Origin of the sequence: Dickeya sp. ws52, from assembly GCF_007210685.1 — a bacterium.
Taxonomy (GTDB): domain Bacteria; phylum Pseudomonadota; class Gammaproteobacteria; order Enterobacterales; family Enterobacteriaceae; genus Dickeya; species Dickeya chrysanthemi.
Genome location: NZ_SZVX01000001.1, coordinates 1 through 25,568, shown reverse-complemented (window position 1 = coordinate 25,568; position 25,568 = coordinate 1). Strand labels below are relative to the sequence as shown.

Here is a 25,568-nt window from a genome sequence, read left to right as displayed (position 1 = left end):
AAGCGCTACAAAAGATGATGATATTCAGGTTTCATGCTAGGAATAAATAGATAAGACTAACTACACACTTCGTCACTGCCGCAACTGACTAAGACGGAATAACACCATGAACTTAAACGAACAAAGCCAACAGCACGATTTGGAAACCACATTCAGGGAGCAGGGCTACGTCAAACTGACCAGTCACAAAGATTTGGCCCATGAACTGGATGACATACGGGATCTCTTACAAAAAGCGATGGTTCTGGAGCACGCGGTCATTCCCCCTTATTTGACCATGCTTTATACGGTGGATGACGATATCGATCAGCGTGTTCCGGACGTGATCCACTCGGTCGTGATTGAAGAAATGCTGCACTTCGTCATGGTCGGCAACTTGCTTAATGCGGTAGGCGGCACGCCGGATATCAACAGCCCCAGCTTCATGCCTGATTATCCGGCGACGCTGCCGTTCGGTATTGAAGATCTGGAAATTCAGCTGCACCCATTCTCCCAGCACGCCATACATCAGGCGATGCAAATCGAACATCCCAAGTATGTACGTCCTGAAGTCGTAGCCAGTCACGTTTGCAGCGACATGTCTATCGGCGAGTATTACGTCTATATCGAATCGCGCTTGCGCGCCGCCGTAGAGTCGTTTGGCGAAAAAGCGGTGTTCTGCGGCGACCCGACGCGTCAGATTGAACCGGATCAGTTCTGCCACGGCTCATACGGCAACATCATTCCGGTGGTCGATCTGGAAAGCGCGGTCAACACCCTGCGTCAGATTTGCGATCAGGGTGAAGGTTCACCGCACAATATTTGGCAGGGCGACGAAAACAACGTGCCGCATTACTACCGGTTCAACGAAATTTACTGCGAACGTATGTATGCGCATGGCGACACCATCGCCAGCGGCCCTACCGGCGACCCTCTGAACATCGAGTGGGATAAAGCCGTAAGAACCCACAGTGCAGCCAAGATAAGCGACTATCCGGAAAGCGAGCTGAGCAAAGCGATTGTGCGCTTCAATCGCCGTTACACCGAAATTTTGGAAAACCTGCAACTGGCGTTGTCCGGCCGGCCGCTCAAGCTGACCCCTGCCGTGATGGCGATGGGTTCGCTGCGTGAAGATTTCCGGGCGATTGTCGCTCACCCATTCCCCGGCGATAGCGCTTACCACGCCGCCCCGACATTCGAATATACGCCGCCGCCGCCACCGCGTTTTCAGGCCAAGAGCCAGGCGGTAACCTTCGCCAATAATCAGACTACGCTGGAAAAACTGGCACAGGCGTATGAGGCCGGCGACTTGCAAATGGCGCTGGCATGTCTGAGCGATCAACTGGTGTGGGATATGACAGGCCCGGTAGACGTGCCGTATACCGGCGTGTTCTATGGTCACGAAGGCTTCTCACGCTTCTGGTCGTTGATGAGTCAGACGGTGGAATTCAGCAGTGAAGTGGTGGAAAAAGTCTTCTTTAGCGACAATCAGGCGATGGCTTACGGCAGCCAGCAAGGTATCACCAAATCCACCCGCGTACCTTACAGCTACGACTGGGCGATACGCTATGAATTCACCCATGATCATCGCATCCGGCTCATGCGTAATTATTTCAACCCGATGAAGATTCAGGCTGCGTTAGCCGCCACGCCACCGAAACCACGGTCATTCATCAACAAGTAATACCGTTTTCCTGACAAACGACATACCGGCACCGCCTCGTTGGCGGTGCTTTTTTTGGATGGGATAACGCCGTCAGATACTGAAAAACGGTTCGACAATGTGTTGTACGTCAGGGATGGCTGTCGCTACATGCATTCCCCCCACCTCGTAATGACCGCGATATTTCACCACCAATCCAGCTTCCGAGCCGATCACGACCCCGGCGGCGATATCCCAAATGCTGGTGTTTTTCTCCACATAACCGTCGGTAAACCCCAGCGCGGCAAAACTCAGCCCGACCGTCGCGCAACGATAGCGCGCCACGGCCCACCCTTCGTCACGCAGATAACTATCGATCACCGCCACTTCCGCCGCCGCCCATTGATTGCTTTCCCCCAGCGCCACCAACCGGATTTCGCTGAACGGCACCTGACGGCGATAAGGCATACCGTTGCGCCACACGCCGCACCCAATCGCCGCCGACAGCGTCAGACCGAGCATCGGCAAGGCAATCGTACCGACGACCGCCAGCCCGTTTTCAACATACCCGATGGAAATCCCCCATAACGGCAAACCACGCAGAAAGTTGGTCGTGCCGTCGATCGGGTCGATGGCCCAAAAACTGTCGCCGACCTCTCCGCCCATTTCCTCGCCGAGGATGGCGTCCTGCGGAAAAGCCTCGCTCAAACGATCGCGGATCAACTGTTCGACCTGGCGATCCGCCTCCGACACAAAATCATTGGCGGATTTCTGTTCCACGACCACACTGTCGCGCCGGGCAAAGAGTTGTTTTGCCAGCAACGCGGCTTCCTCCATGACGGCGTTGGCGGTTTCAAAGCGCAATTGCAAATCAGACATCACACCCTCCGGTTATTAACCCAGCAAATCAGGAATATCAGACAGCACCGTCTGGGCGCCATTGTCCAGAAAGCGCCGGGCCTGCGCTGCGTCATTGACAACCGCCACCGCGTATTCGATACCGCTATCCGTCAGAATGCGTTGTGCGTCCTCATCCAGCAATTCAGACAGGCAGTGTAAAATCTGGCAGTGTGTTTCCTGCAACAATGCCAACGGTTTCTTCGGCGGCACCACCACCGCAAACGCCCGCGGGACATCCGGCATCAGCCTCGCGGCGGCCTGAATCGAACGCACGGAAAAGCTCGACAAAAACAGGCGCTCGCGGTTGGCGGGCCACATCGATTTCAGGACGGCCAGCGCCACCTCGGCGGTTTCAACGTCATCTCCCGCGGTGGGTTTCAGCTCGAGCTGTAGCCCCATGTCCAGCTCCAGTACGCAGGTGATCAACTCCTGCAGCGTCGGGATGGTCACCCCGGCGAACGCTTCGCCGTATTGGGCGCGCGCCTCCAGCCGACGAATTTCCGCCAGCGTCAACCCCGCCACCAGCCCGCGCCCGTTGGTGGTGCGATCCACCCGATCATCATGGATGATGACCGGCTGACAATCACGGGTGAGTTTGACATCCACCTCCAGCCACGTCGCCCCGCGTTGCGCCGCCTTGTGCATCGCAATCAACGTATTTTCCGGCGCCAGTGAGGGTGCCCCCCGATGGGCAATCAGCGCCTCCTTTACCACACGCCGCTGGCGCAGATTCTCAGTTGCAACATCAAACATAATGGTTTCCCTGGTGTTTCAGTGCATCGGTGTTAAGTAAAAAAATATGTTGGAGCCAAGTACGTGCCGCCTTGCCCGCGTCGGATACAAACCGGTTGTTCAAACGTCATCACAAGGCTTCGCGATGTCATTTCAGCATCACGTTTTGAATAAATTGTTTTTTGATTTCATCGCCCAGGGGTTTGGCCGCCCAGGCAAAGCTATGCGATCTGTCCAGTACGCCTTCCGTTGCGTCGTCAGTGCCGGAGGGCAGCAACGGCGCTGTGCCGAACTGCGCGTGGAAACGTCGTTGCGTATCCGGCAATGTCAGCCAGTGAATAAACAACAAGGCCGCCGCTTTATGTCTGGCATTCGCCGGGATGCCGACCACATTCCCACCGCCCGGCATACCGAATTCAGGCAGGTAGAATTTGATATCCTGCGACAGGTCCCCGTTATGCTGTTGCGAGAGCACCAAATCTTCCCAGGATGCGGCAAGTTTAAATTCGCCGGCATTCAGCCGGGTGAGGCTATCGGCATTGGAGGCGCTGATCACCAGGCTACTTTTATAACGGTTGAACCAACGCCAGGACGGCGCCAGCCGCTGCACTGTCTCCGGCGAGACGTGACCGTCCCGGTAGTTCACATCGGTAACCAGCGTCCGTGTGATGGATTCGATGAATGCCGGGCCGGAACCGCCGTTTTCCACGTTAAAGGTGAATTCGCCGGGGTTTTTCTGCAGAAACTGTTCAAACTGGGGTAACGTCCGCGGGAGATCGCGCTCGTTGATGCGGGCCGAATGGTAAGCGATGACCGTTTGGTTACCCCAAAATGCTACCGCATACCCCTGGGTATCAACGCCTTCGATTTGGTAAGTCAGTTTATCGCCATCAGGTAAACGAGATCTGAGCGGCCCCCAAAACAATTTGGGACCGTTCAGTAACCCAAATTGGCTACCGCCCACCGAAATCACGTCGATATCCCCCCGCTCGCGGTACTGCTCCGCCAGCAACTTGTTAATACTGGCTGCCGCCTCGCCATCCGGAATGGTGACCCGAATACCATACTGCCGCTCAAATGCCTTCACTTCGTCGCGCAGCCGATCCTGGTAATACCAGTTAAACCAGGTCAGTTGCCCTTCCTGACGCGCCTGCGCTTCCACATCCGTCCACGACAGGGTTTTTAGATCAACGGGTGCAGCCTGAGCCTGATACAACGGCAGCAACAAAACCGGCAACGCAACCAGCCTGCGCAGCCTCGACAGCGTAAATCGAGTAAACATGCGATATTCCCTCCCCTGAAGATTAAGCCGCATCATCGCTATCCCTTATTAACGAATGCGGATGTCGGCACATGCTTGAGACAGCGCTCCATCAGTAACATCAACACCACGTTGGGGAGCACCAGGATCAGTGACACTACGGCGGCATTAGGCCGGATGAAGTTATAGCCAAGATAGGAATACAAGATGGTAGGAACGGTGATGAAATCAGGCGCCCCCACGATGTAAGAAACGGAAAATTCTTCAATCGACAGAATGAACACCATAATCATCGATGCCATTGCACCAGACTGAAGCGACGGCCAATAAGCTACCCGGAAGACGCGCCAGCGCGACGCCCTCATATTACGCGCCGCATCAATCAAATCCTGCCGTACCTGGCTGAAGGAGACGCTCATGATTCGAATGGCATACGGCAGGAACAGCACCGTGTGACCGAGAAAAATCCCCAGAAATCGTGAATAGATGCCCAGTTGCATGAGCAATGAAGAGAAGAAGACCGCCACCACGAATCCCGGCAATACGATCGGCAACAGCGTCAATACCTGAGCGACGCCTTTACCGGGAAACGACAACCGGCCTAAGGCATACGCGGTCGGCATCGCCAACAACAGGCAAGTCAGCGTAACTAAGGGCGCCAGCAGGTAGCTGTGCAACAGCGCATCAGGCAATGAGGTGTTATTCCAGAGATCGCGCCAGCGCAGCAGTGACAACACCGGCGGAAACACATCCGGGTAAGCCCAGGGATGCGCAGGGTCCACCAGCGACCACAACACCGCCATGGCAAACGGCAGAATAAACCACACACACCCCAGCAACAGAAACAACGCCACCAGCAGACGATTGAGTCGGTTAACGGCCGTTTGCTGCATCGCTTATCCCCTTATGCCACGTACGGCCGCACCCGTAGCGAGGGCCAATAACCCGGCTCCCGCCAGCGACAACAGCATCAGCATTACCGCCACCACCGCCGCCTGATTCCAGCCTTCCGTTCCCGCCTGCTGTACGCGCAGCATCAGTTGCGACATCGAATTTAGGTTGACCGGGCCGGCTACCGACTGAAAGGAAAAATCACCCGCCGCACCAATGAAAATAAGCATCATGGCGGTCTGCAACGCCCGCAACGTCAGCGGCAACACAATACGGCGGAAACGAACCCACATGCCGGCCCCCAGATTGCGGGCGGCATCCAGCAGGGTATCGCCGATAGCCTGCACCGAGCCGCTCAGCAGCAACAACGCAAACGGCATCTGTTTCCACACCTGAAGCACAATCACGCCAATGCCGTTGGCATCGTTTTGCAGGCGAATCGGCCGTTCCGTTAGCCCCAGCCGTAGCATCGCCAGGTTGAGAAACCCTTGATAAGAGATGAAATTGACGAACAGAAATGCCGCCGTCAGCCCCGGCACCAGCAACGGCGCTTTCAACACGGCACGCAGGGTCACCGCACCAGGAAAGGGGTTGCGTAGCCAGATGGCCAGAGGATAAGCCAATACGACCGACAGCACCGCACTGAGCAGCGCAATACGCGCCGAATAGAAAAAAGAGCGCCAGAGCTGCTCGTCAGCCAGCATGGTTTGCCAAAAACGCAGCGAGAATTCACTGTCTCCGGCAAAATTGAAAAAACCCAGCGACTGAGAGAACGCCATCCCTACGACGGCCCCCATCGCCAGCACGATCACGCCCACCCCCGGCAACAGCAACAGATACGCCATCAATGACGCCCTCATGTCACCACCTCCTGCAAAAAACGCAACGCGCCGGGAGGCACTGAAAAACAGTGAATATCGCCTTCCAGCAACGGCTGGGAGCCTAACAATTGAATACGGTAGCTCTGGGTATCGGAATCCGGCGAACACCCTTCAATGTCAGTCAGGTTGCCAAGAAAAGTATGGCGTTTGATGCGCAGCGAAAAGATATTTTGCCCCTGCGAAGGCATCGGCAGCAGACGGGCGTTTTCCGGTCGCCAGCACAAATAAACGCGATCATGACGCGGTGCTTCATCCGACGCCACAATCAGCTCGCCGAGTGCGGTGGCGACCCGATAATGCCCGCTATATTCATCGCGTGATATAACAGAGCCCGTCATGATATTGGCCGTGCCAATAAAATCGGCGACAAATCGGTTGACTGGCCGGTGATAAATGTCCTGCGGAGTACCGGCCTGAATAATGCGGCCGCCGTGCATCACAATCACCTTGTCGGACATTGCCAGCGCTTCCGCCTGATCATGTGTAACGTACACGGCGGTAAAACCCTGCTTGCGTTGCAACATGCGGATCTGTAAACGCAGTTGCTCGCGTAACCTGGCATCCAGATTGGATAATGGCTCATCAAAGAGCATCACATCCGGTCGTACCGCCATCGATCGCGCCAGCGCCACCCGCTGTTGTTGTCCACCGGAGAGCTGGCCGGGCAATTTGTCGAGATGCCCGGCCATCGCCACCATCAGCGCCGTTTCCACCACCCGGTGGCTGAGCGTCTCCCGCTCTACAGGCCGTTGTTGTAGCCCGAAGGCGATATTTTCCGATACCGTCAGATGGGGAAATAATGCATAGGACTGGAAGCACATCGCCGTATTGCGTTTTTCCGGCGCCAGGCCATTCATCTCCCGGCCACCAATACGGATACGCCCGTCGTCCAGCGGTACAAAACCGGCTATCGCGCGCAATAGCGTGGTTTTACCGCATCCTGACGGGCCAAGCAGGGTAACGAATTCACCTTCGCCGACATCGAACGATACGCCCTTAAGAACGGGAATATCACCGTAAGCCACGCTGGCGCATTCTACTTCCAGTCGACTCATTACGCATGTTCTCCCGTAGCCCGCAATACACCTGTTTTATACCCTTCATACTTCACGTTGCAGGTGCGTTGGCTGGTCAAATTCGTTCCCGACGAATTTGTCTCTCTCTTGCCGCGTTACAAGACTCATAATGAGTCTTGCCCTGAAGGGCCAACGCTTTGCGTTGTTCAACACGCGAGCGTGTTGTCCTGCAACTCGAATTATTTGGGGTATACAAGGTGAAAACGTCGCCAATTCAATTTATAATGCATTATGCATAATAATAATGACAGATATGTTACAAATATGTCATCAAAAACAGATTCATCAATAGACTGATATGTAAGTAAATATATAAAACAACCCCATTACCTTAGTAAGAATGGCGCTATTTTATTGATACCCCCTCATACATAATGACATTATCATTCAATACGTTTAATAATTGGCATCGAATGCATTCCTGGCAGGTCATTCTTAGCAAACGGCTAACTGTACGGTTTATCACTATAAAAAGGATCTACACAGCATGACTACACTCGCGGGAGGTTGCGCCTGATGCGGCCAATACTTCACGACAACGAAAGCATCACGGTGAACGAACGTCTGGTTCTGGATATTGTTCGCCGCCATCGCTGCATCATGCGCTCCGCCGTTTCGCCGCAAACCAATCTCACCCAGCCATCGGTACACCGCATTATTGATAACCTGCTGGATCGCGGATTGCTGCGGTTGGGCGAAAGTATCGTGCACGGGCGCGGCAAACCCAGCCCGGCGTTGGAGCTGGCGCCGTCCGCGCGTTACAGCATCGGCATTTCGGTGAATACCGATACGCTGGCATTTTGCCTGTGCGATTTCAGTTGTCAGGTACTGCATGAAGAAACACTGGATCTCCCGCCGGATGACCGCACTCGGGCCATGTTTACCTTGAAAACACGGATACGTAAGGCACTGCAACAGTACGCCATACCCGCGCAGGCGGTAGTTGGCGTCGGGTTCGCCATCGCCGGTTATCTGATGGAAGAAAAGCGGTTGTTCAATGCACCGGAGCCGCTGCACGACTGGTCGCTGGTCGATCTCAAAAGTGAGCTGGAAACCCTGTTTGACCTGGAAGTCTGGACAGAAAACAACGCCACCACCGGTGCGATTGGCGAATCCGTGCTGGGCGCAGGACTGCACTATCCCACCTTCGGCTACCTGTCATTCAATTACGGTTTTGGCGCCGGCCTTATTCTCAACGGCCAGCCGTTTTGCGGTTCTTTCGGTAATGCGGGGGAAATCAGCCGTATTTATACCGAGCAGGAATTCCCTTCGCGGCCGGCACTGGGAGAGTTACTCAAACGGCTTAATGCCCGCGGTATCAACATCCGCCAGGTCAGCGCGCTGCGCCAACAGTTTGACCCGCAATGGCCTGGCGTGCACGAGTGGGTTGATGAGGTCAAGCCGTATCTGAATCGGGCCATTGATGCGCTGCGAGCGGTGGTAGACCCGGCCGCCATCGTATTTGGCGGCGAATTACCGGTAGCCTTGGGAGAAATGTTGCTCAGTGTTCCCCCCACCCAGCAACCGCCACGTTATGGACAGGCCGCCCGCTATCCGCGACTCTTGCTGAGCAAGATACAACATGACCCTGCGGTCATTGGCGCGGCGTTAATGCCTTTCAAAGCCCGCTATTTCACCTGATGCCGGCGTACCGCCCGATGTTGTTGCCGGTAAAGATGTTGTTGCCGGAAAAGGTGACAACGTCATGCTAATCATATGTCGCCGTCGCTTCCGTCAACAACGCCACCAGCGTGGCGACTTCCGTGTCATAAGGCTGTTTCTCTTCTTCCACCACCAGATAGAGCGGCGTAAAACGCCGCCCTCCCTGTGGTAACGGCAACAGCTTTAATTCACCGGAGGCCAGCCAGGATGCGACACGTGCTTCCGGCATCCAGCCATAGCCGACGCCGTGCGTCACCGCTTCTATCGCCGCCTCGACGGTAGTAAACGTCCAGTTCTCGGTACTGGCCGGCTTATACAGGCTGTCTTTTTGCTGTTGCCGGTCAATGATTTCGATCAGCGGATAAGCGGCAAGATCGGCAAATGACAAGGGCGTTGTCAGTTGATGCAACGGATGGTCAGCCCGCGCGACGGCGACAAACGCCATTTCCATCAACAACCGCCCCCGATTAACCCCTTCCCACGGCTGAGAAATTAACCAGATATCGGCCTGATACCCGGCAAGTTGCGCCCGGCTTTCACTGCGCAGCACCTCCATCAAATGCACCTGGGTATGTGGATGACGCAATTGAAAGGTGCGTAATGCGCCAAACAAGATTGGTTTAGGGAAGATACTGTCCACCACCAGATCAAGCCTGGCTCGGCCGCCGCGTCGCAGCATATCTGCCCGCAACTCCAGTGCCCTGAAGGCATTGAGCAACGGGATTGCTTGCGTCAGCAATTGCTGCCCTTGGGCAGTCAGCACCGTTCGGCGTCCGGAAGGCTCCAGCAACGACACACCGAGCCGCTCCTGCATCAGCGACAGCTGATAACTGACCGAAGACTGGCTACGATTAAACGCTTGCGCCGCCGGAGCAAACCCGCCCAACTCGACGACCGCCTGCAGCAACGCCCATTGTTCCAGTGTCGTTTTCGTCAACATCATGCTTCAGCCCGCCTTTTGATATCGCCAGATTCATCACTTCAATTCATCCAATTATTGAATTAATTAACACTAAAAACAGCGTTATTCATCAAATTAACTCGCCTTTATACTCACCTACAGCCAACAAAAAGGAAAAGAGTATGAGCAATTTCGACAAGCAGGATCTGAGCGGTTTTGTGGGAAAACACCTGGTCTATACCTACGATAACGGCTGGAATTACGAGATATACGTGAAAAATGACCACACGCTGGATTACCGCATCCATAGTGGTATCGTGGCCAATCGCTGGGTGAAGGACCAGCAGGTGTTTATCGCCCGCGTCGCGCGCGACGTCTATAAAATCTCCTGGACGGAACCCACCGGTACTGATGTGAGCCTGATCATTAATCTGGCTGATCGGATTTTCCACGGCACCATTTTCTTCCCGCGCTGGGTCATCAACAATCCGGAAAAAACCGTCTGTTTCCAGAACGATTACATTCCGTTGATGGAGTCTTACCGTGCGGCAGGCCCCGCCTACCCGACTGAAGTGATTGACGAATTTGCCACTATTACCTTTGTGCGTGATTGCGGCGAAAACGACGACAACGTGATCAATTGCCCGGCCAGCGATCTGCCGGACAATTTCCCGCAGAACCTGCGCTAAACATCGCCTGGCGGACTATTCGGTCCGCCGCTTTTCGGCTCCTTTTTATCTACCTTCCCTCGTTTTTCCCGGCATTATCAGGCGTCATGTCATCACCAGATTAAAGTGGAACGCCATTTTAAAAAATGCAAAAATCCGCCATCCAGCGTGAATACGGTCTATTTTCGGTTTACTGGATAACCGCTAACTTTATGGATGATGAAACATGGATATTTTGCTTAGTTTGGTTAAAACCCCCTCGGTCATTATTGCCATCGTGGCATTTCTCGGTTTGTTGTTTCAGCGCGCGTCGCTTTCCCGCCTGATCACCGGCACTTTTTTATCGTTTATCGGTTTTACCATGATAAAAATCGGTGGCGGTATTCTGATGAAAGTGCTGACGGCTTTCAGTTCATTGTTTTCTCATGCTTTCGATATCGCCGGCGTGGTGCCCAGTAATGAAGCCATTATGGCGGCAACCATCGACAAGATCGGTGCTACCGCCGCACTGATTCTGCTGTTCGCAATGTTGCTGAATATTCTGCTGGCCCGCTTTACCCGCTTAAAATATATCTACCTGTCGCTGCATTTGGTGTTGTTCATGGCGTTTGCGTTTACCGCGGTGCTAATTCAACTCAATTACAGCAACACCACGATTATTATCGTTTCATCACTGCTGATCGGCATTTATATGGCTGCCTCGCCCTATATTCTCAGCCGGTTCAGTCGCGCGATTATCGGTTCTAACGAATACGCCATTTCACACGCCGCTATTACCTCCTACGTGATCGGTTCTTATCTGGGAAAATGGTTTGGCAACAAAAACAGCGATACGGAGCACATGACGCTCAGCCAGCGTTTTGATTTCTTGCGGGAACCGAATGTCGCCACCTTGCTGACCATGCTGGTGCTGTTGCTGCTTTCCTGCCTGTTTGCCACCCAGCCGCAAATTAAAGACGCCATGGTGATGGTATACGGCACCGGTGCTGCGGATAAAAACGTAGTGATCTTTATTCTGGAGCAATCCGCTACGTTTGCCTGCGGACTGTATCTGGCGAAAGCGGGCGTCAACCTGTTTACGGCCGAAATCGTGCCGGCATTTAAAGGATTCGCCAACGTGTTCGCCCCTGGCGCCATTCCTGCCGTCGACGTGATGGTGCTCTTTACCAAAGCCCCCAACGCTACATTGATCGGTTTTCTGGTCAGCTTCTCGGTAGAGCTGGTCTGCATTCTGCTGTTCCCGCTGATCGGGCTGCCGATTATCGTGCCGGGTATCATGGCCAGTTTCATCACCGGCGGCGCCGCCGCTATTTTCGGAAACGCGACCGGCGGTGTACGCGGTGCGGTGCTGGCCAGCAGCCTGAACGGCCTGTTGCTCTGTGTGTTGCCGGCGTTGACGCTGCCACTGTTTTCGCATCTCGGCGCACAAGGCGTCACGTTCGCCGATCCGGATTTCACTCTGCCGTCACTGATTTTGGATCGCCTGCTGCGCTGGTTTAACTGACCGCGCGTTGAGGTCTATCAAACACAACGGCAGGCCATCTGGGCCTGCCGTTGTTATCCGTCATGCCAATGCGCCGACTCAGAACGTCGTCCAGTTATCCGCTGACGAACGGGTTGAGCGGCTGGCAGGCAGCGCCGCCGGCCGATTGGCGGGTTCGGCCTGGCGTGACCGGTGGTTGCTTAGCGACGGGGGATAGCCCGATGCCTGTGATTCATCCTGTGTCGACAGACGGAATACCGACACCAGTTGCGACAGCTTCGCCGCTTCATCTTCCAGTGAATTCGACGCCGCCGATGATTCGTGCACCATCGAAGCGTTCTGCTGGATAGTGGTATCCATTTCCGATACCGCCGCGCCTATTTGTGCGATGCCGCGGCTCTGCTCATCCGACGCCGAGGCGATTTCCCCCATGATGTCGTGCACCCGCTTGACGGATGCCATAATGTCATCCATGGCGCTCCCCGCATCCGACACCAGCACCGTGCCGGTATTGACGCGGGTCACCGATTCTGAAATCAACCCCTCTATCTCTTTGGCCGCCTGCGAACTGCGTTGCGCCAGATTGCGGACCTCACCGGCGACGACCGCGAAGCCGCGCCCTTGCTCCCCTGCGCGCGCCGCTTCCACCGCCGCGTTCAGCGCCAGAATATTAGTCTGGAATGCAATACTGTTAATGACGCTGGTAATGTCGGAAATCTTCTTCGAACTACCGGAAATCTCATCCATCGTCTGGACAACTTTGTGAATGATCTCGCCGCCCCGGTTAGCGTTATCAGACGCCTGTTCAGAAATCTGGCTGGCATGGCGAGCATTGTCGGCATTGTTTTTCACGGTAGCGGTCAGTTGTTCCATACTGGCGGCAGTCTCGACAATCGCCGACGACTGCTGTTCGGTACGTGACGAGAGGTCATTATTGCCGGCCGCAATATCGGACGAGGCTTTTGCCACGCTATAAACGCTATGCCGAATGTCGGCGATCAACTGGCGCAGCTTTTCCGTCATCGACATCATGGCCAGCGTCAACTGCCCCAGCTCATCGTGGCGCTCCACCGTCACGCTGGCCGACAAATCGCCGCTGGCGATCTTCTCCGCCAGTTTCAGGTTGGCAATCACCGGTCGGGTAATCTGGCGCGTGACCGACCAGGCAATAAATAATCCCAGCATCGCGGCGATGATGCCGGAAATGACCGTCTGGAACACTGAATTATTGATGATATCTTCGTTACGAGTACCGATCTTTTTGAGAATGCCATCAATGTCATTAATCAGTTTATCCCCTGTCGCTCTGAGCGCGGCATCAGACGCTTTCAACTGATTAACCTTCTCGTTATATTTCACCCCGCTCTGATTGTAACGCTCAATTCGGTTACCCAGCTCGCTGATACTATTTTTTGCTTCCGCGGAGAGTGCGCCATTCAAACTATCGAAAGATTTCTTCGCCTGAGAGTAAACGCCCTGCATTGCTTTAAACGCCGCATCGCTGCCTTCTTTTTGCAACAAATGCACGTTATCCACCAGTTGCGCATAGAGCACGGTAGTCTGATGATACTGACGTAACAGATTGATATCATTTGCAGTAGTGTAAAGCACATCACTCAGGGTTTCTTTCTGGTCAAGCGCCGCGATATCTTTCGTGACCTCATTCATACCGTCAACGCTACTTTTGACGCGATCGATATTTTTGGCGTAATCCGTAAAATCCTGCGCCACATTTTTAAAATCCGCCTGATAAGCCTCATCCCAGCTCAATGCATTGGCTTTTTCATTTAACTGACGGGCCTGATCCAGATACTTATTCAGGTTGTTGAGATTGTCATTATTGAGGGTATAGGTGAACTTAATACGGGCAATTCGGGTAAGATCAATAAAATTTCCCATTTCATTCATAATCGAACTTTTAATATACAAGTCCCGAATCATGAAAAAACGCACCGAGCTAAAAGCGGATGCCAGAATAACCAGCAGCAATACAATACCAAACCCGCCATACAGCTTATGAGAGATCTTTAAATTTCTCACTGCATTCCCAAATACACTCATCCTTGCTTCTCCGACCAAGTGGATACGCCATGATAAAGGCGTACAGATATTTTACTTATCGGAAAATATTGGTTTTATTTTAGCAACTTGATGTGACTTGCATCACACTTTAACCCATAATTTGCTTTTAATTGATCATCACTGATTTTTTTTCATCAAAACACAAAAGCCCTGCCGTCGGCAGGGCTGAATACTGGCGATCATCATTTTGCGGGGGCTAATAGACTCTTACCGATTGCCAACACCACGCCGACCTGACGCTGCTGTGCCGGTTCAAACATTTTATTATCGACCAGTGTAACCGGCTGGATTTCCACCACCCGACCTTTCACCACGGCAGAACATAACGAATGCACGACATGATCATTCAGGATGGTCAACAGACAACGGAACCTTGGCGCGCCATCGGCAACCAGCTCCTTTTTTTCCGGCCGAATACGCTGGCGCAGCATTTCTTTCTCAGAACTGGCGACCACCGCATCCAGTTCATTATCACCGACAGTCGCCTGCCCACTCGCCGTCGGCGGCATATAAATAGTCACCAATGTCTTACGTTTCGTGTCCGTATCGACATATTCCGCCTGCACCGAATGCTCTTTCGCATCCACTTGCACGCCCCGACGTTTCAGGCCGTCAATCACTGTCGGTAAAGCATCAGCCAATTGTTGTGAGGTATAACCGGCAATCAGATCCGGATTATTGTTGTCGGCAAAACCAGAGAGCGGCATCGCCAGCAATAGACCACACAGCCCTTTCGTTATCACGCCCTTACTCATTTTCTTGTCTCCTTCATGCCTCATTTTTTAATCATCATTCCATCCCCTGATTACACTATATATCGCATTGCTGATTTATCAGTGTGATAGCGCCAACTTTTAGCGCGATTGCGTTATTCCATTTCCCAATCCTGGGTGATAAACCGTGGTAATCCAAATTTCGCCACCGGATTTACGCCAATCAAACGTGACAACGTCACAAAAAAGATTGGCGTGCCGTATCATGGCAACTATAGTTTTAGTGTACGAAAGTTTTAATGCACGAAAGTTTTAATGCGCGAACCAGTTTTGATGGGTAAATCAGTTTTGATGAGCGAATCGACACCTTATGTCTTCGGCATGACCGCGGTTTTGCCGCGCAATACTCACCGCGCAGCAAACCAGCGCAGCGGAAAAGAAGGGAACACCATGAAACTAAAAGTATTAATTCTGTCCGGCCTGTTGGTCAGCGCGGTAGCCCACGCGGCCAACACCACGGTAACGTTAAAAGAGGCACTACCGACAGGAGACGGCAATACCCTTGGCGATATCACGATTACCGAAACGGAATACGGACTGCTGTTCAGTCCCAACCTGAAAGGGTTGCCTGCGGGTATCCACGGTTTTCATATCCATGCCAACGGCAGTTGCGCGCCGGGTGAACAAAATGGCAACAAAGTACCGGCTCTGGCCGCGGGCGGACATCTGGACCCGTTGAAAACCGGCAAACATCTCGGCCCTTATAACGACAAAGGCCATCTTGGCGACCTGCCAGGGCTGGTGGTTAATGGCGATGGCTCCGCCAATTACGAAGTGCTGGCCCCACGGTTGAAATCGCTCGCGGAAGTAAAAAACCACGCGCTGATGATTCATACCGGCGGCGATAACTACGCGGATACGCCGAAAGAACTCGGCGGCGGTGGCATACGTATCGCCTGCGGCGTCATTCAATGACACAAGGTTGGCCGACGTAGCCTAATCGGCCACCTTTCCAGACCGTCTCCAGCCCCCGACTCGCTACGGCATAGAAGTAAGGCAACCTTAAGAATACATTAATTAACCTAAATATTTATCAAATGTTACAAAATGCCGCGATTGCCGTGCAAGCGCGACAGTAACGAGGGGCACTATCGGTGTGATCCTGTACACGGAAATGAATTTCTTACTTATTCCAGTGACATCAGGTGATCAGGATCACCCTACGCACTAACTGCATCTCGTAGGATTAACTGGGCTTCCCATTAAATTAATTTAAATATAGGGAGTGGGAATATTATGTCATCTTTCCTGAGCCATATCACAATCCCGGGTTTAAAAAGGAACCGCCCTGCTCGTGGGGCCTATCGCTGTGATGCATTACCCTCCTCGCTGTCGGCACTCGGTTTACCATCAAAACCGGGCTTGCTGTTGGCATTTGTGCCGCCCGAAGCCAACTTTTCGGAGGTCAACCGCGCCTGGCAACGTTTCTCAGCGCCTAATCGAACCGTTATTACCCTGTCGTCCACAGGGGCATTGTGCAGTCAACGTAATCACTCCACGTACTGCGACATGAACAGCCCGTATGGCAGTTGGCTATGGATGCCGCAGTCGCTGATCGCCAAACATGAAGTGCACATGGTAGACCTGCACGTGCATGACAAACACAGCGCCCGTGCCAGAATCGAGGGGATCAAGCGGGAACTGGAGCGTCTGAATGTCAGTATGCCGCTCTCTTCGGATAACACCTTTGCGCTGATTTATTGTGACGGGCTGGCAGCGTCGGAAGGGTTCCTGATGCAAGCCTGGTATGCCTGTCGCCGTTTCCCTTGTCTGACTATCGGCGGCGCAGCAGGCGGACGGCTCGACTTTAGCGGAACGTACATTGGTGCCGACAATGCGGTACTGCAAGGAAAAGCGGTGATCGTGTTCTGCCAGATGGCGCCCGGCAAGTCCTTCGCGCCATTCAAGAGCCAGAACTTTGAACCGACAAAACAAAGCTGGCTGGTCGCAGAGGCGGACCCGGTCGACCGCACGGTGAAATCCGTTTTCGACGCCAGTGGCCATGAACAACCTATTATTGAGGCGATCGCCTCATGCCTGCGTTGCCATCCGCATCAAATCGGTGAACATCTGGCGGGAAAAACCTTTGCAGTTAAGGTCAATGACGAGTACTTCGTTCGCTCGGTGGCTTCAATCAAAGAAGACCACATTTCTTTTTTCTGCGATCTGGAATTCGGCGACCGTCTGTACCTTATGCAATCAACAGATTTTATCTCCACCACCGAGCGAGACTGGCAACAGTTCGTTTCGCAATACGGTAAACCGGATCTGGTTCTGCTTAACGACTGCGTACTCCGCCGGGCAGGCAACACCGAACTGGAACAGGCCCAATTCTTCGATCAGGTGCCTGCCGCAGGGTTTTCCAGTTTTGGTGAAATTCTGGGAGTCCCTATCAACCAGACGCTGTCGGCGTTGGCCTTTTTCGACCGCGATGTGAAAGCCATGACGCACTTTCCGGTCGAATACGCGGCCTATGCCGGCCACTATGCCCAGCGTGCCTTACGGCGTTGGGAAGCGCTGCATGATATCCAGTCCACCGTGGTCAAACAGGTGGTTGATTATGAACAGGCGCTGGCGCCCTTGCTGACGGCCATGCCCCAACTGGAACAGGCGACGCTACGGCAAAGCGATACGCTTGATATCGCCCAAACGAGTATCCGCGCGATCAGTGAATCCGCTTCAAAAACCCAGGAAGCGCAACTCCGCCTTGAAACCGGCCTCAACGATCTGGAACGCATTTCAAAAGGCATCAGCCAGATTACCAGCGGCATCAACGCCATTGCCGATAAAACCAATCTGTTGGCATTGAACGCGGCGGTGGAAGCGGCACGGGCGGGAGAAGCCGGACGGGGATTCGCCGTGGTCGCCGAAGAGGTGCGCAAACTGGCCAGTTCATCCAAAGAACAGGTGGATGCCACCACTCACAGCATCAACGAAGCGGTGCAAACCATCGCGCATATTCGCTCCATTGCTCAGCAAACGGTCACAACAACGGCGCAAATGGCGGATAAAAGTATCTCGGCGGCAAATCAAATCGCCGACATGAGTGCGGAAACAGATAAAGACCGGAGCAATATGACCTCTAATCTGGGTAACCTTAAAAACCTGGCCAAAGGCATGGATGCGATGCAGGATGCGGTTAACCAGTTGACTACACTTCAAAAACTGGCGTCATCCTAAACCCCGCCTCAATCAGCGGCGATGTCGGGTTGCCCGATTATCGCCGCCGTCCCTTTCTGAAAAAATCCTGCAGTTTTTATGTGACAGACGACGCTATTAAAGCGACAATGCCGCCACGATCAAATCAGGTTAGCGCGTCATTAGCATTGACCGGCGTTTTATAACACGATATCCATGCAGACATTTTTATTTGATTCGCTTTCCACGCCCATCGGGGAATTATTATTGATAACCGATGAAAATTATCATCTTAGGGCGGTGGAATGGCGTGAATATGAAGAAAAGCTCTATCAATCTCTGAATAAGCGTTATCGTCACGATCCGTTTGTGTTAAAGGCCTGTAATAACCCCGGTGAATTAACCGATATCCTGCGCGCTTATTTCGCCGGCGACCTCACTATTATTGACGCCTTGCCGGTAGCCGCTGCGGGTACTGACTTTCAGCAGCGGGTATGGCAGGCGCTTCGCACAATCCCCTGCGGCAGTACCACGACCTACGGCGAGCTGGCCGCCAGACTCGGACAACCCGGCGCCGCACGCGCTGTTGGCCTGGCGAACGGCTCCAATCCCGTCAGTATTGTGGTCCCCTGTCATCGCGTCATCGGCTCACAGGGCACACTGACCGGTTATGCCGGCGGTATTCATCGTAAACACTGGCTATTAACCCATGAAGGGTATTTGCCGCAGCAAGATTTATTCAATCCCCGTCGATAAGTTAGCGAGCGTCGCGAGTTAACGGGTTAAAAACGCCCAATATACCCAAAGTAATTCGAGTTGCAGGAAGGCGGCAAGAGAGAGAATCCCGATGAGCTTACTCAGGTAAGTGATTCGGGTGAACGAACGCAGCCAACGCACCTGCAACTTGAAGTATGACGGGTATATCATGGTAAAAATATTAATAAGCTCACTATTTACTGACCAGTTCCACAGATAGTGGCTCTTATCAGACCCAATAAAAGCTGTTAAAATTGACCAATATCAATTATCGCCTGAGTAAAGTCTATGATTCCTGAAAAGCGAATAATCCGACGCATTCAGTCTGGCGGTTGCGCAATCCACTGTCAGGATTGCAGTATCAGCCAGCTCTGTATTCCTTTCACATTGAACGAGCACGAACTCGATCAACTCGACAACATTATCGAAAGGAAAAAACCCATCCAGAAAGGGCAAGCGTTGTTCAAGGCTGGTGACGAACTAAAATCACTGTATGCCATCCGCTCAGGCACCATTAAAAGTTACACGATTACCGAGCAAGGGGATGAACAAATCACCGGTTTCCATCTGGCCGGCGATCTGGTGGGTTTTGACGCTATCGGCAACGCCCAGCATCCCAGCTTCGCTCAGGCACTGGAAACGTCCATGGTGTGTGAAATCCCGTTTGAAACGCTGGATGACCTGTCCGGTAAAATGCCCAATTTGCGCCAGCAAATGATGCGGCTGATGAGCGGCGAGATCCGTGGCGATCAGGACATGATCCTGCTGTTGTCGAAGAAAAATGCCGAAGAGCGTCTGGCTGCTTTCATTTACAATTTGTCCCGCCGTTTCGCCCAGCGCGGCTTCTCGCCTCGGGAATTCCGTCTAACCATGACCCGCGGCGACATCGGCAACTATCTCGGTTTAACGGTGGAAACCATTAGTCGCCTGCTTGGCCGTTTCCAGAAAACCGGCATGTTGGCGGTGAAAGGCAAATACATCACTATCGAAAATACGGAGTTGCTGGCTGAACTGGCGGGTTCATCACGCAGTAAAGCTTAATACTACCAGCCCTGTGCCGGATCAATGATTGCTCTGAATTGTTGATCCGGCTTCTATCACCCGTTGTTCAAAGCGATTTCCTTGCGTTACTCTTAACGGGCAGGCTGCAGAGTGACAGCCAACAGGAGGAGCTATGGCGAAGTATCAGAATTTACTGGTAGCTATTGACCCCAATCAGGATGACCAACCCGCACTGCGGCGTGCCGTTTATCTGGTCCAGCGACTGGGGGGTCGTATCAAGGCGTTTTTGCCCATTTACGACTTTTCCTACGAAATGACCACTCTGCTCTCTCCGGATGAAAGAACCGAGATGAGACAAGGGGTTATCGCCCAACGAACCGAATGGATTGCGGAACAGTGTAAATACTATCTTGATGCGGGAATTTCCATTGATATCAAGGTAGTCTGGCATAACAAACCTTATGAAGCCATTATTCAGGAGGTTATTGCCGGTCATCACGATTTATTGCTCAAAATGGCTCACCAACACGACAGGCTGGAAGCGGTGATTTTCACCCCTACCGACTGGCAGTTATTGCGCAAATGCCCTTGCCCAGTCTGGATGGTGAAAGATCAGCCATGGCCGGAAGGCGGTCGTGCGCTGGTGGCGGTCAATCTGGCCAGCGAAGACCCGTATCACGACCCGCTCAATATCAAACTGGTATCGGAAGCGCTGGATCTGGCGCGTCAGGTGAATCAAACCGAGGTGCACCTGGTTGGCGCATATCCGGTTACCCCCATCAATATCGCGATTGAACTGCCGGATTTCGACCCCGGCGTCTATAACGGCGCAATTCGTGGTCAACACCTGTTGGCCATGAAGTCGCTTCGTCAGAAATTCAATCTGGATGAACGTGTGACGCATGTAGAGAAAGGGCTGCCCGAAGAGGTGATTCCCGACCTGGCTGAGCATCTGCAGGCGGGAGTGGTTGTGCTGGGCTCGCTGGGGCGTACCGGCCTATCGGCGGCGTTCATCGGCAATACGGTAGAACATGTGATCGATCACCTTAAATGTGATCTGCTGGCGATTAAACCGGATGACTTTGTTTCTCCGGTCACATTGCAGGGAGAAAACGAGGCGAACAATCAAGACAAAACGGCCTAAGGGCCGAAAGGTCGCACGACATAAACACGCTACAAGATAACAGGGGCCATCGGCCCCTGTTTTATCAGATGTCTTCACTTTCCGAGAAACCTGACTTACAAGGCTTTCAGAATTGCTTCGACGCTCTCTTTCGCATCGCCAAACAACATCTGTGTATTTTCTTTGAAGAACAGCGGATTCTGCACGCCGGCATAGCCGGTATTCATCGAACGTTTGAACACAATAACGTTCTGCGCTTTCCAGACTTCCAGCACCGGCATACCGGCAATCGGGCTATGCGGATCTTCCTGCGCCGCCGGGTTAACCGTATCATTAGCGCCAATGACCAGTACGGTATCGGTATCGGTGAAATCATCATTGATTTCATCCATTTCCAGCACGATATCATAAGGTACTTTCGCTTCCGCCAGCAGGACGTTCATATGACCCGGCAAGCGCCCGGCTACCGGGTGAATACCGAAACGGACGTTGATGCCGCGAGCGCGTAATTTAGCGGTAATGTCATGCACGGGGTATTGCGCCTGCGCCACCGCCATGCCATAGCCCGGCGTAATGATCACCGAGGTGGAATTTTTCAGTAATTCCGCCACCTCTTCCGCCGTGGTTTCACGATGTTCACCGACCGCGTCCTCACTACCGGTAGACGAGCCATCCGTGCCGAAACCACCGGCAATCACGCTAATAAACGAACGGTTCATCGCCTTGCACATGATGTAAGACAGAATCGCCCCTGAAGACCCCACCAGCGCACCGGTGACGATCAACAGATCGTTGCTCAGCATAAACCCTGCCGCTGCCGCCGCCCAACCGGAATAGGAGTTCAGCATGGAAACCACCACCGGCATATCCGCACCGCCGATAGACGCCACCAGATGCCAGCCAAACGCCAGTGCAATCAGCGTCATCAACAACAGCGCAAACACCTGCATACCGGTACTCGCGGTTTTGACAAACACCAGCAGCAACAGGAATGACAGTACCAGCGCCAGCAGATTCAGTTTATGGCGATTCGGCAGCATCAGCGGCTTGGATGAAAACAGACCACGCAGTTTGCCAAACGCGACGATCGAACCGGTAAAGGTCACCGCACCGATGAAAATGCCCAGAAACACTTCGGTCAGATGGATATTTTCCATGATCGGGTCAGCAATGTCGCTTTCGCCGATAAAGCTGTTGAAACCGACCAATACCGCCGCCAGACCGACAAAACTGTGCAGAATCGCCACCAGTTCCGGCATTTCGGTCATTTCTACCTTGCGTGCCAGATGCACGCCGATAGCGCCGCCGATCACCATCGCCGCGATAATCCACCCGACGTTGCCGGCGTTCGGCCCCAGAATGGTCGCCAACAGCGCAATGGTCATCCCGCTAATGCCGAAAATGTTCCCCTGACGGGACGTCTCGTGTTTGGATAAACCCGCCAGGCTGAAAATAAACAAAATTGCAGCAACGATATACGCTGCCGTCACTAATCCTCCAGACATCCGTTACCCCTTAATTCTTGCGGAACATTTTCAGCATACGCTGAGTGACGGTAAACCCGCCGAAAATATTGATGCTGGCGATCAGCACGGCGATGAAGGAGAGGAAGGACACCCATCCGCCATGCCCAATCTGCAACAACGCCCCCACCACAATGATGCCGGAAATGGCATTGGTGACCGACATCAACGGCGTATGCAGCGCGTGGCTGACGTTCCAGACCACGTAGTATCCCACCACGCAGGACAGCGCAAATACCGTAAAGTGAGACAGAAACTCTTTCGGCGCCACATTCGCCAGCCAGCCGAACAGCACGATGGCGATGGCAATAAAAATAAATTTATTCCAGGGTGAGGCGGGTTTGGCATCCGGCTTAGCGGCGGCGGCGGCCGGTTTAGCCTGCTGCGGTTGTGCAGAAACCTGAATCGGCGGTGCCGGCCAGGTGAGCTCGCCGGACTTAATGACCGTCACGCCGCGAATCACGTTATCTTCGAAATCGATATCGATCTCGCCGTTTTTCTCTTTACACAACAACTTCAACAGGTTCACCAGATTGGTGCCGTACAACTGTGACGACTGCGTCGGCAAGCGGCTTGGCAGATCCGTATAACCGATGATTTTGACACCGTTTTCCGTCACCGTGACTTGATCAGCGATGGTCAATTCGCAGTTACCGCCGGTCTGTGCCGCCAGATCAACAATCACGCTGCCGGGTTTCATGCTCTGTACCATCTCGCGGGTAATCAGACGCGGAGCCGGTTTACCGGGGATCAACGCAGTGGTGACAATAATATCCACGTCCTGCGCTTGCGCGGCGAACAACGCCATCTCTGCTTTGATAAAAGCCTCGGACATCACCTTGGCATAGCCATCGCCACTGCCGGCTTCTTCTTCGAACTCCAGTTCCAGGAATTCGGCGCCCATGCTTTTAACCTGCTCTTTTACTTCCGGGCGAGTATCAAACGCACGCACGATGGCGCCCAGGCTCCCCGCCGCCCCGATCGCCGCCAGGCCAGCGACGCCGGCGCCGATAATCAACACCTTGGCCGGCGGCACTTTACCTGCCGCCGTGATCTGGCCGGTAAAGAAGCGCCCGAACTCATGCGCCGCCTCAACAATGGCGCGATAACCGGCGATGTTCGCCATCGAACTCAGCGCATCCATCGATTGGGCACGAGAAATACGCGGCACGGCATCCATCGCCAAAACAGTCACCTGACGCGCCGCCAGCGTTTCAAGCAACGCCGGGTTCTGCGCCGGCCAGATGAAGCTAATAATCGTGCTGCCGGCGCGGATTAATTCGATTTCCTCATCCAGCGGCGCATTCACCTTAAGCACGATATCGCTCTGCCAGACCGCCGAGGTATCCAGAATCGTCGCGCCCGCTTGTTCGTAAGCACTGTCGTCGAAACTGGCGAGCTTGCCTGCCCCACTCTCAATAGCGACCTCAAAGCCCAGTTTCAGCAGTTGTTCCACCGTTTTCGGCGTGGCTGCGACACGGGCTTCATTGGCCAACCTCTCTTTTGGTACACCAATACGCATTGTGAATCCCTTTTCGTTGTCACGAAGGTTTTATATAGGCTGTGTCAATCACTTGAAAAATAACTTGTCGCTGTTGCCAGCACCCTTGGCGGCAGCGATAAGTCCCTTTATAACCTACTTAAAATGGAATTAATGATCCACTGCTAAAACCATTACGTTCTAAAAGCAGAGTTATGGTAGGCGGCAGCGTCTGTTTACGGTCAAAAATCACAGCTAAAACAAGTTTTTCTAGCATTATTGCTATCACAATATTCAACGCTATCTCACAAAAAGGCACTGTTAATGCTTTGTTAACCACATTAATTGCGATAAATATGGTTTATAAAATGAATTCGATTATTAATCGTGATTATTTCCATTTTTCTTTTTCTCGGCCATCCGCCGGCCGAATTTGCGGAATTTGGCTTAAAATGCAGAGGCATAACAGGGTGTTCCATGCCATAATCAGCGGCTACCACAGAACACGGCTTGGTACGTATTCACCGTATGCGTCAGGCGAAAGGATTGTTTATGAAGCTGAAAACTTGCGTTGTTGCATCCACTTTCTTATCAATAGTAGCGTTTTCGGCGCAGGCTGCGCAGGAACTTACGCCAGAGAAAGCAGAATCACTCAAACCCTTTGAACGTATTAACTTTTTTGGTCGTTACGATGCCATTTACGAAGCCGCTGCCGATGCGTCCAAAAAGGCAGATGAGCGTGGCGCCGCCGCTTTTTACATTCAGAGCACATCTGAAGTCAATGGCGGCCGTTGGCAGGTCACCGTTGATTTGTATAAGAAAGACGCGCCTGCCGCCGTCAAGGATGCTTCTCACCGTGAATTCAGCGGCGTCAAAGAATTACCGAAGGATGAAGCCGTTCGTCTGGAACCTTATGACACCGTGACCATTACCGGTTTCTTTGCCAACCAACCGGAAGTCAACGAAGCGATCGGCAAAGCCGCCAAACAGAAAAATGCCTATTCCTTCTACATTGTCCGCCAGGTTGACATCAATTCCAGCGGTGCAACCCAGTCAATTACCGCCTTTGTTTATAAGAAAGATGCACCGAAGCGTCAGGTACAAAGCCCTGATGCCATTCCTGCCGACTCCGAAGCCGGTAAAGCCGCTATTGCCGCGGGTGGCGCAGCCGCTTCAAAAGTGGAAATCCCCGGCGTGGCGACCTCTTCCAGCCTGAGCGACAAAGTCGGTAACTTCTTCCAGACTCAATCGTCATCCGTTGGTTCACGTTACAGTGTCACCATGCCTGACGGTACAAAAATTCAGGAACTGAACAACGCCACGGCCGCACAGATGGCGCCGTTTGATTCCATTACCTTCCGCGGCAGCTTCAGCAGCCCGACGGACATTTCTGAAGCCGTTGCCAAACAGGCTGCGAAAAAAGGCGCTAAGTTCTACCACATCACCAAAGAGTGGCAGGAAAAAGGCGACCACTACACCATCAGCGCCGATCTGTACAAATAATCGTAACCTGATGCATAAAAAAACCGCCGACCGGCTAACACCGATCGGTTAAGCAAATGATCGGTTGAACGATCCAGTGGGTAGACGACAATAGCCTCATCATTTTTTGATG

Annotated in this window: 21 protein-coding genes; 10 read left to right on the top strand and 11 right to left on the bottom strand. The window is 53.1% G+C overall.

Features of this window, described 5'->3' with window-relative positions; all coding sequences use genetic code 11:
- Nucleotides 1-106: 106 nt before the first annotated feature.
- The gene (locus FDP13_RS00105; RefSeq protein ID WP_143838103.1) at nucleotides 107-1,663 is read left to right on the top strand and encodes a ferritin-like domain-containing protein; all 1,557 of its coding nucleotides are present in this window, start codon (nucleotides 107-109) and stop codon (nucleotides 1,661-1,663) included.
- A gap of 72 nt (nucleotides 1,664-1,735) precedes the next feature.
- Here the strand turns inward: FDP13_RS00105 and FDP13_RS00100 are convergent, their stop codons facing one another.
- The 6 genes from FDP13_RS00100 to FDP13_RS00075 all read right to left on the bottom strand — a co-directional run bounded on the left by FDP13_RS00100 (nucleotide 1,736) and on the right by FDP13_RS00075 (nucleotide 7,341).
- Nucleotides 1,736-2,500 carry an inositol monophosphatase family protein gene (locus FDP13_RS00100; RefSeq protein WP_012769807.1) on the bottom strand — a complete coding sequence of 255 codons (765 nt, stop codon included), beginning with the start codon at nucleotides 2,498-2,500 and terminating at the stop codon, nucleotides 1,736-1,738.
- Nucleotides 2,501-2,515: 15 nt separating this feature from the next.
- The gene (locus tag FDP13_RS00095; protein ID WP_143838101.1) at nucleotides 2,516-3,274 is read right to left on the bottom strand and encodes a glycerophosphodiester phosphodiesterase family protein; all 759 of its coding nucleotides are present in this window, start codon (nucleotides 3,272-3,274) and stop codon (nucleotides 2,516-2,518) included.
- A gap of 127 nt (nucleotides 3,275-3,401) precedes the next feature.
- The gene (locus FDP13_RS00090; protein WP_143838100.1) at nucleotides 3,402-4,535 is read right to left on the bottom strand and encodes an extracellular solute-binding protein; all 1,134 of its coding nucleotides are present in this window, start codon (nucleotides 4,533-4,535) and stop codon (nucleotides 3,402-3,404) included.
- A gap of 38 nt (nucleotides 4,536-4,573) precedes the next feature.
- Nucleotides 4,574-5,407: an ABC transporter permease gene (locus FDP13_RS00085; protein ID WP_012769804.1), complete on the bottom strand. Its 834-nt coding sequence runs from the start codon at nucleotides 5,405-5,407 to the stop codon at nucleotides 4,574-4,576.
- 3 nt (nucleotides 5,408-5,410) lie between these two features.
- Complete coding sequence (locus tag FDP13_RS00080; protein WP_012769803.1) at nucleotides 5,411-6,265, bottom strand: ABC transporter permease; 855 nt, start codon at nucleotides 6,263-6,265, stop codon at nucleotides 5,411-5,413.
- The gene (locus FDP13_RS00075) at nucleotides 6,262-7,341 is read right to left on the bottom strand and encodes an ABC transporter ATP-binding protein (RefSeq protein ID WP_012769802.1); all 1,080 of its coding nucleotides are present in this window, start codon (nucleotides 7,339-7,341) and stop codon (nucleotides 6,262-6,264) included. Before FDP13_RS00075 ends, FDP13_RS00080 begins: the two co-directional genes overlap by 4 nt.
- 537 nt (nucleotides 7,342-7,878) lie before the next feature.
- Here FDP13_RS00075 and FDP13_RS00070 point away from each other — a divergent pair.
- Nucleotides 7,879-9,003 (top strand): ROK family protein, encoded by a 1,125-nt coding sequence (locus FDP13_RS00070; protein WP_143838098.1) that lies wholly within the window; start codon nucleotides 7,879-7,881, stop codon nucleotides 9,001-9,003.
- Nucleotides 9,004-9,070: 67 nt separating this feature from the next.
- Here FDP13_RS00070 and FDP13_RS00065 read toward each other — a convergent pair whose 3' ends face one another.
- The gene (locus FDP13_RS00065; RefSeq protein WP_143838376.1) at nucleotides 9,071-9,964 is read right to left on the bottom strand and encodes a LysR family transcriptional regulator; all 894 of its coding nucleotides are present in this window, start codon (nucleotides 9,962-9,964) and stop codon (nucleotides 9,071-9,073) included.
- A 143-nt stretch (nucleotides 9,965-10,107) separates the two neighbouring features.
- On the opposite strand from FDP13_RS00065, the gene FDP13_RS00060 reads away from it, so the two are divergent.
- Both FDP13_RS00060 and FDP13_RS00055 read left to right on the top strand, forming a co-directional pair.
- Complete coding sequence (locus FDP13_RS00060; protein WP_012769799.1) at nucleotides 10,108-10,614, top strand: phenolic acid decarboxylase; 507 nt, start codon at nucleotides 10,108-10,110, stop codon at nucleotides 10,612-10,614.
- Nucleotides 10,615-10,819: 205 nt separating this feature from the next.
- Entirely contained in the window at nucleotides 10,820-12,097 is a 1,278-nt protein-coding gene (locus FDP13_RS00055) for a PTS ascorbate transporter subunit IIC (RefSeq protein WP_033577421.1), read from the top strand.
- Between the two features lie 78 nt (nucleotides 12,098-12,175).
- Here the strand turns inward: FDP13_RS00055 and FDP13_RS00050 are convergent, their stop codons facing one another.
- Together FDP13_RS00050 and FDP13_RS00045 are read right to left on the bottom strand one after the other, a co-directional pair.
- Entirely contained in the window at nucleotides 12,176-14,137 is a 1,962-nt protein-coding gene (locus FDP13_RS00050) for a methyl-accepting chemotaxis protein (RefSeq protein WP_033577420.1), read from the bottom strand.
- A gap of 203 nt (nucleotides 14,138-14,340) precedes the next feature.
- Nucleotides 14,341-14,913, bottom strand: a complete 573-nt coding sequence (locus FDP13_RS00045) for a hypothetical protein (RefSeq protein ID WP_033577419.1) — start codon at nucleotides 14,911-14,913, stop codon at nucleotides 14,341-14,343.
- Nucleotides 14,914-15,321: 408 nt separating this feature from the next.
- Here FDP13_RS00045 and sodC point away from each other — a divergent pair, with 408 nt between their 5' ends.
- The 5 genes from sodC (at nucleotide 15,322) to uspE (ending at nucleotide 20,971) form a co-directional block, all read left to right on the top strand.
- Nucleotides 15,322-15,846 (top strand): superoxide dismutase family protein, encoded by a 525-nt coding sequence (gene sodC, locus FDP13_RS00040; protein ID WP_143838374.1) that lies wholly within the window; start codon nucleotides 15,322-15,324, stop codon nucleotides 15,844-15,846.
- 321 nt (nucleotides 15,847-16,167) lie between these two features.
- A complete protein-coding gene (locus tag FDP13_RS00035; protein WP_143838096.1) occupies nucleotides 16,168-18,111 on the top strand; it encodes a methyl-accepting chemotaxis protein in 1,944 nt (647 codons plus the stop codon).
- A gap of 174 nt (nucleotides 18,112-18,285) precedes the next feature.
- A complete protein-coding gene (gene ogt, locus FDP13_RS00030; RefSeq protein ID WP_033577417.1) occupies nucleotides 18,286-18,825 on the top strand; it encodes a methylated-DNA--[protein]-cysteine S-methyltransferase in 540 nt (179 codons plus the stop codon).
- 288 nt (nucleotides 18,826-19,113) lie between these two features.
- Entirely contained in the window at nucleotides 19,114-19,866 is a 753-nt protein-coding gene (gene fnr, locus FDP13_RS00025; protein ID WP_012769793.1) for a fumarate/nitrate reduction transcriptional regulator Fnr, read from the top strand.
- A 133-nt stretch (nucleotides 19,867-19,999) separates the two neighbouring features.
- The gene (gene uspE, locus FDP13_RS00020; RefSeq protein ID WP_033577165.1) at nucleotides 20,000-20,971 is read left to right on the top strand and encodes a universal stress protein UspE; all 972 of its coding nucleotides are present in this window, start codon (nucleotides 20,000-20,002) and stop codon (nucleotides 20,969-20,971) included.
- Between the two features lie 95 nt (nucleotides 20,972-21,066).
- Here the strand turns inward: uspE and pntB are convergent, their stop codons facing one another.
- Complete coding sequence (gene pntB / locus FDP13_RS00015; RefSeq protein ID WP_033577164.1) at nucleotides 21,067-22,455, bottom strand: Re/Si-specific NAD(P)(+) transhydrogenase subunit beta; 1,389 nt, start codon at nucleotides 22,453-22,455, stop codon at nucleotides 21,067-21,069.
- 10 nt (nucleotides 22,456-22,465) lie between these two features.
- Nucleotides 22,466-23,995 carry a Re/Si-specific NAD(P)(+) transhydrogenase subunit alpha gene (gene pntA, locus FDP13_RS00010; protein WP_143838094.1) on the bottom strand — a complete coding sequence of 510 codons (1,530 nt, stop codon included), beginning with the start codon at nucleotides 23,993-23,995 and terminating at the stop codon, nucleotides 22,466-22,468.
- Nucleotides 23,996-24,505: 510 nt separating this feature from the next.
- Here pntA and ydgH point away from each other — a divergent pair.
- Entirely contained in the window at nucleotides 24,506-25,456 is a 951-nt protein-coding gene (gene ydgH, locus FDP13_RS00005) for a DUF1471 family protein YdgH (RefSeq protein ID WP_143838092.1), read from the top strand.
- The last annotated feature ends 112 nt before the right edge of the window (nucleotides 25,457-25,568 follow it).